The organism is Gemmobacter nanjingensis (assembly GCF_014652195.1).
In the GTDB taxonomy this organism is placed as follows: domain Bacteria; phylum Pseudomonadota; class Alphaproteobacteria; order Rhodobacterales; family Rhodobacteraceae; genus Gemmobacter; species Gemmobacter caeni.
In genome coordinates this window covers 296,386-308,592 of sequence record NZ_BMYI01000002.1, presented here as the reverse complement: position 1 = coordinate 308,592, position 12,207 = coordinate 296,386, and the positions used below count along the sequence as shown (strand labels likewise).

The 12,207-nt window shown below is 63.6% G+C and carries 12 protein-coding genes; 7 read left to right on the top strand and 5 right to left on the bottom strand.

Annotated features, from left to right (window positions below):
• Nucleotides 1–13: 13 nt before the first annotated feature.
• The 3 genes from coaD to IE126_RS06515 form a co-directional block, all read right to left on the bottom strand.
• Nucleotides 14–505: a pantetheine-phosphate adenylyltransferase gene (coaD, locus tag IE126_RS06525; protein ID WP_054303385.1), complete on the bottom strand. Its 492-nt coding sequence runs from the start codon at nt 503–505 to the stop codon at nt 14–16.
• 85 nt (nt 506–590) lie between these two features.
• Complete coding sequence (locus tag IE126_RS06520; RefSeq protein WP_108126999.1) at nt 591–1,025, bottom strand: CBS domain-containing protein; 435 nt, start codon at nt 1,023–1,025, stop codon at nt 591–593.
• 50 nt (nt 1,026–1,075) lie between these two features.
• Entirely contained in the window at nt 1,076–1,960 is an 885-nt protein-coding gene (locus IE126_RS06515; protein ID WP_189380509.1) for a LysR family transcriptional regulator, read from the bottom strand.
• A gap of 100 nt (nt 1,961–2,060) precedes the next feature.
• Here IE126_RS06515 and IE126_RS06510 point away from each other — a divergent pair, with 100 nt between their 5' ends.
• The 6 genes from IE126_RS06510 to IE126_RS06485 all read left to right on the top strand — a co-directional run bounded on the left by IE126_RS06510 (nt 2,061) and on the right by IE126_RS06485 (nt 7,603).
• Nucleotides 2,061–3,560 carry a CoA-acylating methylmalonate-semialdehyde dehydrogenase gene (locus IE126_RS06510; protein WP_189380508.1) on the top strand — a complete coding sequence of 500 codons (1,500 nt, stop codon included), beginning with the start codon at nt 2,061–2,063 and terminating at the stop codon, nt 3,558–3,560.
• Between the two features lie 184 nt (nt 3,561–3,744).
• Nucleotides 3,745–4,884: an acyl-CoA dehydrogenase family protein gene (locus IE126_RS06505; RefSeq protein ID WP_054303381.1), complete on the top strand. Its 1,140-nt coding sequence runs from the start codon at nt 3,745–3,747 to the stop codon at nt 4,882–4,884.
• Nucleotides 4,881–5,918: an enoyl-CoA hydratase/isomerase family protein gene (locus IE126_RS06500; RefSeq protein WP_189380507.1), complete on the top strand. Its 1,038-nt coding sequence runs from the start codon at nt 4,881–4,883 to the stop codon at nt 5,916–5,918. The genes IE126_RS06505 and IE126_RS06500 overlap by 4 nt, the downstream gene beginning before the upstream one ends.
• A gap of 4 nt (nt 5,919–5,922) precedes the next feature.
• The gene (mmsB, locus tag IE126_RS06495; protein WP_189380506.1) at nt 5,923–6,795 is read left to right on the top strand and encodes a 3-hydroxyisobutyrate dehydrogenase; all 873 of its coding nucleotides are present in this window, start codon (nt 5,923–5,925) and stop codon (nt 6,793–6,795) included.
• A 107-nt stretch (nt 6,796–6,902) separates the two neighbouring features.
• On the top strand, nt 6,903–7,109 hold the full coding sequence (locus tag IE126_RS06490) for a YgaP family membrane protein (protein ID WP_108127007.1): 207 nt from the start codon (nt 6,903–6,905) through the stop codon (nt 7,107–7,109).
• Nucleotides 7,110–7,198: 89 nt separating this feature from the next.
• Nucleotides 7,199–7,603: a hypothetical protein gene (locus tag IE126_RS06485; protein ID WP_229825286.1), complete on the top strand. Its 405-nt coding sequence runs from the start codon at nt 7,199–7,201 to the stop codon at nt 7,601–7,603.
• A gap of 15 nt (nt 7,604–7,618) precedes the next feature.
• Here the strand turns inward: IE126_RS06485 and uvrA are convergent, their stop codons facing one another.
• Complete coding sequence (gene uvrA / locus IE126_RS06480) at nt 7,619–10,471, bottom strand: excinuclease ABC subunit UvrA (protein WP_189380505.1); 2,853 nt, start codon at nt 10,469–10,471, stop codon at nt 7,619–7,621.
• Between the two features lie 198 nt (nt 10,472–10,669).
• On the opposite strand from uvrA, the gene IE126_RS06475 reads away from it, so the two are divergent.
• The gene (locus tag IE126_RS06475; protein ID WP_054303696.1) at nt 10,670–11,038 is read left to right on the top strand and encodes a rhodanese-like domain-containing protein; all 369 of its coding nucleotides are present in this window, start codon (nt 10,670–10,672) and stop codon (nt 11,036–11,038) included.
• Here the strand turns inward: IE126_RS06475 and IE126_RS06470 are convergent.
• Complete coding sequence (locus tag IE126_RS06470) at nt 10,999–12,204, bottom strand: MFS transporter (RefSeq protein ID WP_189380504.1); 1,206 nt, start codon at nt 12,202–12,204, stop codon at nt 10,999–11,001. The genes IE126_RS06475 and IE126_RS06470 overlap by 40 nt on opposite strands.
• Between the last annotated feature and the right edge of the window lie 3 nt (nt 12,205–12,207).

Genomic DNA, 12,207 nt, shown 5'->3' with positions numbered 1-12,207 from the left:
AAGCCCCTGCCCCTCAGCCGTATTTGCGGCGCAAGGCCGCCTGAACATCGGGCGTGACGAACTTAGACACGTCCCCACCCAGCCGGGCGATTTCCTTCACCAGCTTTGAGGCAATGGCCTGACGCCGGGCATCGGCCATCAGGAAAACCGTCTCGATGCTGTTATCCAGCGCCCGGTTCATCCCGACCATCTGAAATTCGTATTCGAAATCGGCAACGGCACGCAGGCCGCGCACGATGACCTGCGCGCCGACATCGCGGGCGCAGTCGATCAGCAGATTCTCGAACGGATGCACCACGATCTCGCCGCCACAGGCTTTGGCGATTCCGGCGCATTCCGCCTCGACCATGGCGACCCGTTCCTCAAGCGAGAACAGCGGCCCCTTGTCACGGTTGATGGCCACGCCGATGACCAGCCGGTCCACCAGTTGCATGGCGCGCTGGATGATATCGACATGGCCGAGCGTGATCGGGTCGAACGTGCCGGGATACAGGCCGATGCGCATGGGCTCCCCCCTCATTTGCTGGCGCCACGCAACAATATTGCGCGGCGCTTTGCAAGTGCGAATTTGCCGCGATGCGGCAAGAGGCTCAGAAGCCCTTGATCATCCCTTCCAGCGCGTCCTTCTCGGCGGCCAGTTCCATCAGCCGCGATTGCACCACGTCACCGATGGAGATGAGGCCGATCATCTCGTCCCCTTCCATCACCGGCATGTGGCGGAAGCGGCCCGCACTCATCTTCTGCAACACGTCATGAGTCGTTTCATCCCGCGAACAGGTGACGAGCTTCGTGGTCATCAGCCCATCCACCGCCTCGGCCAGACAGGTCGGCCCGCGCTTGCCCAGTTCGCGCACGATATCGCGTTCCGAAACGATGCCAGCCGGGTGCTTGCCGTCGGAAGACACGATCACCGCCCCGATGCGGCGCATCGAAAGAACATGCGCAACCTCGGCGACGCTGGTGCCGGGGGCGACGGTGACAACCCCATCATCCGACTTGGTCTTGAGAATCTGCGCGACATGCATGGCAACCTCCTTGGCTCATGTACAAAGCCTTGCGCCTGCGCAATTTTATGTCAAGAGACAGCTTCCAGGCGTAATACTTCTTTACGAATACCGTCTCCAAGGAGATCGGCAAAGCGGTTGAGTCGCTCTACGCGCTGATCGTCGGCGTGACGGATCAGCCAGAACGCACGGGTCAAACGCAGATCCGGCAGGATGCGTTCCAGTTCCGGCGCCGCAGGGCGGGCAAAGTCATGCACCACGCCGATTCCGGCGCCATGCCGCAGCCAGTTCAGTTGAACGGAGACCGAATTGGACGCCAGCGGCACCGCATCGAGACCAAGCTGGCTGAGGTAATCCAGTTCCTTGTCGAAGATCATGTCGGGGATATAGCCGACGATCCTGTGGCCGCGCAGCGAATCGGGGCCGGTGATCGGTGGATGCTTCGCAAGGTAATCGCGCGAGGCGGCAAGGCTCAGGCGGTAATCGGTCAGTTTCTGCACCGTCAGTCGCCCGGTTTCAGGCCGCGACACGGCAATAGCCATGTCAGCCTCGCGTTTCGACAAGTTGAATACACGCGGCAGGGCGACGATCTGCACCTCCAGCCCCGGATTGGCATCGCAGATCGCGGCCAGAACCTGTGGCAGCAGATAATTGGCGCAACCATCCGGCGCACCGATGCGGATCTGTCCGGTCAGACCTTGCGTCCCGCGCAATTCCTCGGTCACGCCGGTCACCGCCTGCTCGGCGCGTTCGGCATGGGCGAGGATGCGCGCGCCTTCGTCCGTCAGCGCATATCCCTGCGGGCTTTTCACAAAGAGCCGCGCGCCAAGCGCCTCTTCCAGCCGCGCGATGCGGCGGCCGACTGTCGCCGGATCCAGCCGCAGCGCCCGCCCTGCCCCCGACAGGCTTTCGCTGCGCGCCACCGCCAGAAACAGTTTCAGATCATCCCAGTCCATCACCCGCCTTTGCAGAAATGCAAAACTGATTTGGAAACTTGCCGCTTTTGCCGTGAAATTTGCAAGCCTATTGTAGCGCCAGCAGATCGGGAGGATTCCAATGCAAGAGATCGGACACTGGATCAACGGCAAGATGGTGGCGGGCAAGTCGGGCCGCTTTGCCGAAGTCTACAACCCCGCCACCGGCGAATTGCAGGCGCGCGTCGCGTTGGCCAGCGCCGATGAGCTGGCCCATGCCATCGCCGAGGCAGAAAAGGCGCAGCCCGCATGGGCCGCCACCAACCCGCAGCGCCGCGCGCGGGTGATGATGAAATTCGGCGACCTCATCAATCAGCACATGGATGAACTGGCTGAACTGGTCGCCCGCGAACATGGCAAGACTATCCCCGACGCCAAGGGCGATGTGCAGCGCGGGCTTGAAGTGATCGAGGTCTGCATGGGCACCCCCGCCCTGCTGAAAGGCGAATATACCGACAGCGCCGGTCCGGGCATTGACCTTTATTCGATGCGGCAGCCGCTGGGCGTGGTGGCCGCCATCACCCCCTTCAACTTCCCCGCCATGATCCCGCTGTGGAAGATGGGCCCCGCCCTGTCCTGCGGCAATGCGGTGATCCTGAAGCCGTCGGAGCGCGTGCCCTCCACCTCGCTGCGCCTGGCAGAACTGGCGAAAGAGGCTGGTATCCCTGACGGCGTGCTTCAGGTGGTGAACGGTGACAAGGAAGCCGTGGACGGGCTGATCGACAACCCGACGGTGCAGGCCATCGGCTTTGTCGGATCGACCCCGATCGCGCAATATATCTATGGCCGCGCCGCCACCAACGGCAAGCGCGCCCAGTGCTTCGGCGGCGCCAAGAACCATATGCTCATCATGCCCGATGCCGATCTGGACAAGGCGGCGGATGCGCTGGTCGGCGCGGGCTTCGGCGCGGCGGGCGAACGCTGCATGGCGATCTCGGTCGCAGTGCCGGTGGGTGATGAAACCGCCGACCGCCTGATCGAAAAGCTGGTGCCGCGCATCGAAAAGCTGAAAGTCGGCCCCTATACCGCCGGCAATGACGTGGATTTCGGGCCGGTCATCACGAAACAGGCGCAAGAGCGCATCCTTGGCCTGATCGGTTCGGGCGTGGATCAAGGCGCGAAGATCGTGGTCGATGGTCGTGGCCTGAAAATCCAGGGCTACGAGAACGGCTTCTACGTCGGACCGACCCTGTTCGATAACGTGACCCGCGACATGGACATCTACAAGCAGGAGATCTTCGGCCCGGTCCTGTCCACCGTGCGCGCCAAGACCTATGAGGATGCTCTGCAACTGGTGATCGACAACGATTACGGCAATGGCACCGCGATCTTTACCGCCGATGGCGACACCGCGCGCGATTTTGCGAGCCGGGTGAATGTCGGCATGGTCGGCATCAACTTCCCGATCCCGGTGCCGCTGTCCTACTACACCTTCGGCGGCTGGAAGAAATCCGCCTTCGGCGACCTGAACCAGTATGGCCCGGATGCCTTCCGCTTCTACACCAAGACCAAGACGGTGACGGCGCGCTGGTTCTCGGGGATCAAGGAAGGGGCGGCGCTGAACTTCAAGGCGCTGGACTGAGTTCGACGTTGCGAGGGGGGCTGTCTGCCCCCCTCTGCGCCTGACGGCGCATTCACCCCCCGAGGATATTTTCGGACAGAAAATCGGGGCGGGCCGCGCGAAGCCCGGCAAGATCGACCCTTGCAAAACTCTCGCAACAATCCAGAAATAAACATGTGTTCAATTCCAGCGGAGGAGGCTCGGGATGGATTTTGCATTGTCCGAGGAACAACAGGCCATTTTCGAAATGGCACAGGCGTTCGGGCAGGAACAGATTGCCCCCTTCGCGCGGGAATGGGAGGCGGCGGGCACCATCCCGCGTGACTTGTGGACCAGGGTGGCCGAACTGGGTCTGGGCGGGCTTTACGTCAGCGAGGAGTTTGGCGGCACCGGCCTGGGCCGTCTGGATGCGACGCTGGTGTTCGAGGCGCTGGCCATGGCCTGCCCGGCGGTTTCGGCCTTCCTGTCGATCCACAACATGTGCGGCGGCATGATCGACAAATTCGGCGGTGCCGAGATGAAGGCCCGCTACCTGCCCGGCCTGTGCAGCATGGAAAAGGTGTTTTCCTACTGTCTGACCGAGCCGGGCTCAGGGTCCGATGCCGCAGCACTGCGCACAAAGGCGGTGCGTGACGATCAGGGCTGGCGGCTGACCGGCACAAAGGCCTTCATCTCGGGCGGCGGCTATTCCGATGCCTATATCGTGATGGCGCGCAGTGGCGCCGAGGGGCCAAAGGGGATTTCGGCGCTGGTGATCGAAGATGGCGCGGCGGGGCTGAGCTTTGGCGGGCTGGAAGACAAGATGGGCTGGCGCGCGCAACCAACCCGTCAGGTGCAGATGGATGATTGCGCGGTGCCTGCTGCGAACCTGCTGGGCGAGGAAGGCAAAGGCTTTGCCTATGCCATGGCCGGGCTGGATGGCGGGCGGCTGAACATCGCCGCTTCCGCCTTGGGTGGCGCGCAGGCGGCCTTTGACGCGACGCTGGCCTATATGGCCGAGCGGCGGGCCTTCGGAAAGACGCTCGATCAGTTCCAGGCGCTGCAATTCCGTCTGGCCGAGCTGGAGGTGAAGCTGCAATCGGCGCGCATCTTCCTTCGACAGGCGGCATGGAAGCTGGATACCGGCGCGCCGGATGCCACAAAGTTCTGCGCCATGGCCAAGCTTTATGTCACCGATGCGGCTTTCGATGTGGCGAACCAGTGCCTGCAACTGCATGGCGGCTATGGCTACCTCGCCGATTACGGGGTGGAAAAGATCGTGCGCGACCTGCGGGTGCATCAGATTCTGGAAGGCACCAACGAGATCATGCGTCTGATCATCTCTCGCGCACTGGTTTCGGCATGAGCGACATTTTCCTCCGCAAGGTCGGGCGTGCGGGCCGCGTGACCCTGACACGCCAGAAGGCGCTGAACGCGCTGAGCTACGAGATGTGCAAGGCGCTGGATGCGGCGCTGGTGGCCTGGGCCGATGACCCGGAAGTCGCTTTGGTCGTGATCGACGCAGAAGGCGACCGTGCCTTCTGTGCCGGGGGGGATATTGCCGAGCTTTATGCCGAAGGCACGGCGGGTAATGTCGCATATGGGCAAGAGTTCTGGCGTGACGAATACCGGATGAACGCCCGGATCGGCGCCTATCCCAAGCCAGTGGTCACGCTGGTGCAGGGCTTCTGCATGGGCGGCGGTGTGGGTGTAGCCTGCCACGCCAGCCACCGCATCGCCGGCGAAAGCGCACAGATCGCCATGCCGGAATGCGCCATCGGGTTGGTGCCGGATGTCGGTGGCTCGGCGCTGTTGCGGCACGGGCCGGGGCGGCTCGGTTGCTATCTGGGGGCCACCGGGACACGCATGGGACCGGCGGATGCGATCTATGCCGGTTTTGCCGATCATTTCGTGCCCGAAGCGGACTGGCCCGCGCTCATCGCGGCGCTGGAACGCTCCGGCGAGATTGCCGTGCTGCCACCCTTCCTGAAAGCGCCCGAGCCGGGCACCCTGCCCGGCCAGCAAGCCGACATCGACCGGCATTTTGCCAGCGCCGATCTGGCGGTGATCGAGGCGAGCCTTGCGGCCGAGTATGGCGCCTTTGCCCGCGACACGCTGAAGGCGTTGCACCGGGGGGCGCCGCTCGCCGTGGCGACGACGCTGGCGATGCAACATCGACTGCCCGCCGATGTGGCCCTGCCCGTTGCGCTGGAGATGGAATATCGTGTCACCCATCGTGCACAGGAAATGACCGACTTTCTGGAAGGCATTCGCGCCATGGTGATCGACAAGGATCGCAAGCCGCGCTGGCGCCATGGCTCGGGCGCCGAGGTGACGGCGGCCGAGGTCGATGCCCTGCTGGCGCCGCTGGGCGCCGAAACCCTGACCTTTACGGAGTAACAGCATGAAGATCGGATTCATCGGCCTTGGCAACATGGGTGGCCCGATGGCGGCCAATCTGGTGAAGGCGGGCCATGCGGTCACGGGCTTCGACCTGACCGCCCCGATGCCGGACGGCGTGACCAGGGCCGCAACGGCGGCCGAGGCGGCGACAGACGCCGAAGTCGTCATCACCATGCTGCCGAATGGCGCCATCCTGCGCAGCGTGGCGGCGGAGGTGATCCCTGCGATGACGGCAGGCGCGGTGTTGTGCGATTGCTCCACCGTGGATGTCGACAGCGCGCGTGCGGTGGCGGATCAGGCGCAGGCGGCAGGGCTGGGCGCTCTGGATGCGCCGGTATCGGGCGGGGTTGGCGGCGCCACCAATGGCACGCTGACCTTCATGGCGGGCGGCGCGGATGCGGCTTTTGCCACGGTGAAGCCGCTCTTTGACATCATGGGGCAGAAGGCGGTGCATTGTGGCGCCTCAGGCGCCGGACAGGCCGCGAAGATCTGCAACAACATGATCCTCGGCGTGACCATGATCGCCACTTGCGAGGCCTTTGCACTGGCTGACAAACTGGGCCTCGACCGGCAGAAGATGTTCGACGTGGTTTCCACCTCGTCAGGCTATAGCTGGACCATGAACGCCTATTGCCCGGCGCCGGGTGTTGGCCCCGCCTCGCCTGCCGACAATGGTTACAAGCCTGGTTTTGCGGCGGAACTGATGCTGAAAGACCTGAACCTCAGCCAGCAGGCAGCGGTTTCAGCTGATGCCGATACCCCTATGGGTCAGCTTGCAGCCGAGCTTTACCGCCGCTTTGTCGAAGACGAGGCCGGGCGCGGGATGGATTTCTCGGCCATGCTGCCGCGTTTTGAAAGGCGGGGTCGCGCCTGAGGCGATTGCGCGGCGCCCGCGTCAAGGCGCCGCGTGACTTTTGCCCCGTTTCATTCCATATTATGAATATGGAAATGTTCCCGCTACGGAACGAAACGGAGGTTCCCATGCCCACCAATGTCGGCGGTATCGACCGCATCCTGCGCATCGTCATCGGGGCGGCGCTGCTGGTCTGGTTCTTCGTGGATCAGGGCAGCGGTTTCTGGCACTGGGCCAAGCTTATCGGCATCGTGCCGCTGCTGACCGGGCTTCTGTCGACCTGCCCGCTGTATTCGGTCCTTGGGGTAAATACCTGCCCGCTGAAACGCGGCTGAACCGGCAAAGAGCCGCCAAGCGAAAAAATGCTTCTGGAACCCTGAATGCAGGTCGGGGATTTCCTCCCCGACAGCGAGAGGAGGTTCCGATGCTGATGAAACAGATTTCCGTCGCGCTGGTCGCCGCAATTGCGATGGCTGGCCCTGCCCTTGCCGATGGCAAGGCCCATGGCAAGAAACACCACAAAGAGCGGCATGGTGTAATCTACACACAGTCGCATTGCCCGCCGGGCCTCGCGAAGAAATCGCCCGCCTGCGTGCCGCCCGGTCTGGCGAAGGACCGGGTGCATCGTGAGGTGGTGCGCGACGACCGGGTGGTTATCTATCGTCAGGGTGATGTGATCCGCCGCGACTACATCCTGATCGAAGATCCGCTGCGGTATGGGCTTATGGACGGCACCTATTATCGGGCCGGTGACTATGTCTACCGCGTCGACCGCAACACCCATGAAGTTCTGGCGCTGATGGGCGCGGTCAATGCAATCCTGAACTGACCGATGGGCGGCGGATCACTCCGCCGCCACCTTTTTCGGCATCAACATCGGGCCGAGGTAACGGCCGGTATGGCTTTCGGCAACCTGCGCCACCTGCTCCGGTGTGCCGGTCGCCACGATCCGCCCACCGCCATCACCGCCTTCCGGGCCGATGTCGATGAGCCAGTCGGCGGTCTTGATGACGTCGAGGTTATGTTCGATCACCACCACTGTATTGCCCTGCTCCACCAGTTCGTGCAGCACCTCCAGCAGCTTGCGCACATCCTCGAAATGAAGACCCGTCGTGGGTTCGTCGAGGATGTAGAGCGTGCGGCCCGTCGCCCGGCGGCTCAGTTCTTTTGACAGCTTAACCCGCTGGGCCTCGCCGCCGGACAGCGTCGTGGCCTGCTGCCCGACCTTGATATAGCCAAGGCCCACCTGACACAGCGCCTCCATCTTGTCCCGGATGGCCGGAACGGCGCTGAAGAATTCGCGCGCATCCTCACATGTCATATCAAGAACATCGGCGATGCTCTTGCCTTTGAAGCGAATTTCCAAAGTCTCGCGGTTATAGCGGTGACCCTTGCAGGTCTCGCAGGTGACATAGACATCGGGGAGGAAGTGCATCTCGATCTTGATGACGCCATCGCCCTGACAGGCCTCGCAGCGCCCGCCCTTCACGTTGAAGCTGAACCGTCCCGGCTGATAGCCGCGCGCCTTGGATTCCGGCAGACCGGCGAACCAGTCGCGGATCGGCGTGAAGGCGCCGGTATAGGTGGCGGGGTTCGACCGCGGTGTCCGGCCGATGGGCCGCTGGTCAATGTCGATCACCTTATCCAGATGTTCGAACCCCTTGATCGTCTCGCAGGGCGCGGGCGTCTCATGCGCACCGTTGAGCCGCGTTGCGGCGGTCTTGAACAAAGTTTCGATGGTCAGGGTCGATTTACCGCCGCCCGACACGCCGGTCACGCAGACGAATTTCCCCAGCGGGAAATCCACCGTCACATCTTTCAGGTTATTGCCCGAAGCCTTTACAACAGTAAGCTTTTTGCCGTTCCCTTCGCGCCGGTCCTTTGGCACCGCGATCTCGCGCTGGCCCGCCAGATACTGCCCGGTCAGGCTGGCGGGATCGGCAGCGATGGCCTCGGGTGTGCCATGCGCAACCACGCGACCGCCATGCACCCCGGCACCGGGGCCAATGTCGAACACATAATCCGCCTCGCGGATGGCGTCCTCGTCATGCTCGACCACCAGCACGGTATTGCCCTGATCGCGCAGCCCTTTCAGCGTGCCCAGAAGCCGGTCGTTATCGCGCTGGTGAAGCCCGATGGAGGGTTCGTCCAGCACATAAAGCACGCCGGTCAGACCCGAGCCGATCTGGCTCGCCAGCCGGATACGCTGGCTTTCACCGCCCGACAAGGTGCCCGCATTGCGCGAAAGCGTCAGGTAATCCAAGCCGACATTCACAAGGAAACCAAGGCGTTCCCGGATTTCCTTCAGAATGGCGCGGGCGATTTCGTTCTTCTGGTTGGTCAGGTGCTCCGGCACCGTGCCGATCCAGGCATGCGCCTCGCGGATCGACATCTGCACCACCTCGCCGACATGCAGGCCGCCGATCTTCACCGCCAGCGCCTCGGGTTTCAGACGATAGCCGTGGCAGGTGCCGCAGGGGCGGTTGTTCTGGTAGCGCTCCATCTCCTCGCGCGACCAGGAACTGTCGGTCTCGCGGTAGCGGCGTTCCATATTGGGGATGACGCCCTCGAAGGTGCGCGTCACCTGATAGATGCGGCCACCCTCGTCATAGCGGAACTCGATCTCCTCGCCGCCCGAGCCGTAAAGGAACACCTGCCGGACCTTCTCGGGCAGGTCTTTCCACTTCTTCTTGCGGTCGAAGTTGTAATGCTTGGCAAGCGATTCAATGGTTTGCAGGAAATACGGGCTTTTCGATTTCGACCAGGGCGCAATCGCCCCCTGCGCCAGCGTCAGGTTCTGGTCGGGCACGACCAGCCGTTCGTCGAAGAACAGCTCCACCCCCAGCCCGTCGCAGGCCGGGCAGGCCCCGAAGGGCGCGTTGAAGGAGAACAGCCGCGGCTCGATTTCCGGGATGGTGAAGCCCGAAACCGGACAGGCGAAGTTTTCCGAGAACGTCTTGCGTTCCGGCGTGTCTGTCGCGGTTTCCAGCACGGCGATGCCATCCGCCAGATCCAGTGCGGTGCGGAAACTGTCAGCCAGCCGCGTCGCCAGATCGGGGCGCACCACGATGCGATCCACCACCACGTCGATGTCATGGCGGAACTTCTTGTCCAGCGTCGGCGGCTCATCCAGCTCATAGAACTGCCCGTCCACCTTCACCCGCTGAAAGCCCTGCTTGCGGAGGTCCAGAAACTCCTTGCGGTATTCGCCCTTGCGATCGCGCACAATCGGGGCCAGCAGATAAGCGCGCGTGCCCTCTTCCATCGCCAGCACGGCATCCACCATGTCCTGCACCTGCATCGCCTCGATCGGCAAGCCGGTGGCGGGGCTGTAGGGGGTGCCGACGCGAGCAAACAGCAGGCGCAGGTAATCATAGATCTCGGTCACCGTGCCGACGGTCGAGCGCGGGTTTTTGGAGGTGGTCTTCTGTTCAATGGAAATCGCCGGCGACAGACCCGAGATATGGTCCACATCCGGCTTGCCCATCATGTCGAGGAACTGCCGCGCATAGGCCGACAGGCTTTCGACATAGCGGCGCTGGCCTTCGGCATAGATCGTATCGAAGGCGAGACTGGACTTGCCGGACCCCGACAGGCCAGTGATGACGACAAGCTGGTCGCGCGGGATATCCAGATCCACGCCCTTCAGATTGTGCTCGCGCGCGCCGCGCACCTCGATGAACTTCTGTTCCGCCATGACCGACCTCACTGAGACGGCCAAGATTTAAGGCATCACCGGGGAATCGCCAACCGGAAAACGTGAACAATTGGTGAACTTTTGTGATTTTCCGCAAAAGTCACGATTTTGTGGGCAGAGGATGATTTGATCCTCTTGCAAAGCAATCACATTCATTTATTTGAATACAAATTCCTCAAGCCGGAGTCGGAGCCGCGCATGTTTTCCTTCCTCAAACCTTCTGCCCATCGTTGCAAACCCATCGCCCCCGCCGATGCCGTGGCGCGCGCTGCCAGGGGCGATCTCGTGCTGATCGACGTGCGCGACATTTCCGAGCTGAAATCCAGCGGCAAGGCCAGGGGCGCAGTGCATGTGCCGCTGATGGCGCTGCAAAGCCGTATGGCGCCGGGCGCGGCTGATCTGCCCAAGGGCGTGGCGCTGGACACCCCGATCTGCCTTTACTGCGCCTCGGGCGGCCGGTCGGGCATGGCCGCCGATACGCTTTTGGGCATGGGTTACACCGAAGTCTATAACCTCGGGGGCCTCGGTCACTGGCAGGCGGGTGGCGGCGCGATTGAACGGGTCTGACGCCCGCGCCGCCAGCCCTGCACAAGATGCAGGGCAATCCCGGTCGCAGAACACAGCGCCACGAAGGCGGGCACTGCCATGACTCCATGCGCAAGGATCAGCGCTGACAGAAGCGGCGTGCCCAGCGTGGTGCCGACATTCCCCAGTTGCGCAATGGCCCCCGCCGCCAGCGTACGGTCACCTGCACTGGCATTGAGCGCGGGCACGGCGGCAAAGCTCGCCCCCTGCACCAGCCCCAGCGCAGCCCCGATCCAGAGGCTCGCGACCAGCCGCAGCGCCTCGGACGGCCAGCCGAGCCAGAGCGCTGTGGCACCGATCACGGCCAGTGCAAAGCCCAGCATGACCACCCGCACAGCGCCAAGGCGCCCCATCAGCCAGACCCCCAGCGTCAATGACCCCGCGATGGAAACCAGAGGCAAAAGGCTTGCCATCACCGCATGCAGCCCCTCACCCGCGAGCGGCGGCAGCAGGGTCAGAAGTGCAACGTAAGTAGCTGTATAGCAGACAAAACCCGTGGCAGGCGCGGCGATGAAGGGCGAGGCATAGATCGCCAGATGCGCCCGCAGCACCCCGCCGGGAAAGCGCGGCGTGCGGGGGCGTGGCGGATCGGCGGGCAGCATCCGCCAGAGCAGCGCCGCAAAAACCGCCATCCAGCCCGCATGGGCCAGCAACAGGGCGCCCGGCCCCGCCGCATCGGCGAGCGGCCGCCCCAGCAGCGCCAGCGCGGTGAAGGTGAAGGCAAAGAAGGTGGACCACAGCGCCATGGCTAGCCCCAGCCGGGCGGGCGGCGCGGTCTGCGCGATCATCACCGGGGCGGCGATGACGATGGCCAGATGGCTCAGCCCCTCCATCACGCGCAGGGCAAGCATGACGGGCAGTGGCGGGAACAGGCTTTCCACCAGCGACAGCACGGCGCCCGCCAGCAGCGCCACCACCAGCACCCGCCGATAGCCCGCCCCCTGCACCAGCAGACCCGCCGTGGTGCCGAAGATCAGGCCCGGCACCCCGACGACCGAGACGAAGAGCCCCAGCGCCAGCGGCCCGGCACCGGGATAAAGCCCGGGCGCCAGATCGAAGATCACCCCGATCTTGCCGAATTGCGCGGCGGCCCCCAGCCCCGCGCCCCAAAGCGCCAGAACCAGCCAGAAAGCGGAATGGGTTTTCATGCC

Excerpts from the sequence above, each read along its gene's own strand:
- coaD (WP_054303385.1), bottom strand. The coding sequence starts at position 505 with ATGCGCATCGGCCTGTATCCCGGCACGTTCGACCCGATCACGCTCGGC.
- IE126_RS06520 (WP_108126999.1), bottom strand. The coding sequence starts at position 1,025 with ATGCATGTCGCGCAGATTCTCAAGACCAAGTCGGATGATGGGGTTGTC.
- IE126_RS06515 (WP_189380509.1), bottom strand. The coding sequence starts at position 1,960 with ATGGACTGGGATGATCTGAAACTGTTTCTGGCGGTGGCGCGCAGCGAA.
- IE126_RS06510 (WP_189380508.1), top strand. The coding sequence starts at position 2,061 with ATGCAAGAGATCGGACACTGGATCAACGGCAAGATGGTGGCGGGCAAG.
- IE126_RS06505 (WP_054303381.1), top strand. The coding sequence starts at position 3,745 with ATGGATTTTGCATTGTCCGAGGAACAACAGGCCATTTTCGAAATGGCA.
- IE126_RS06500 (WP_189380507.1), top strand. The coding sequence starts at position 4,881 with ATGAGCGACATTTTCCTCCGCAAGGTCGGGCGTGCGGGCCGCGTGACC.
- mmsB (WP_189380506.1), top strand. The coding sequence starts at position 5,923 with ATGAAGATCGGATTCATCGGCCTTGGCAACATGGGTGGCCCGATGGCG.
- IE126_RS06490 (WP_108127007.1), top strand. The coding sequence starts at position 6,903 with ATGCCCACCAATGTCGGCGGTATCGACCGCATCCTGCGCATCGTCATC.
- IE126_RS06485 (WP_229825286.1), top strand. The coding sequence starts at position 7,199 with ATGCTGATGAAACAGATTTCCGTCGCGCTGGTCGCCGCAATTGCGATG.
- uvrA (WP_189380505.1), bottom strand. The coding sequence starts at position 10,471 with ATGGCGGAACAGAAGTTCATCGAGGTGCGCGGCGCGCGCGAGCACAAT.
- IE126_RS06475 (WP_054303696.1), top strand. The coding sequence starts at position 10,670 with ATGTTTTCCTTCCTCAAACCTTCTGCCCATCGTTGCAAACCCATCGCC.
- IE126_RS06470 (WP_189380504.1), bottom strand. The coding sequence starts at position 12,204 with ATGAAAACCCATTCCGCTTTCTGGCTGGTTCTGGCGCTTTGGGGCGCG.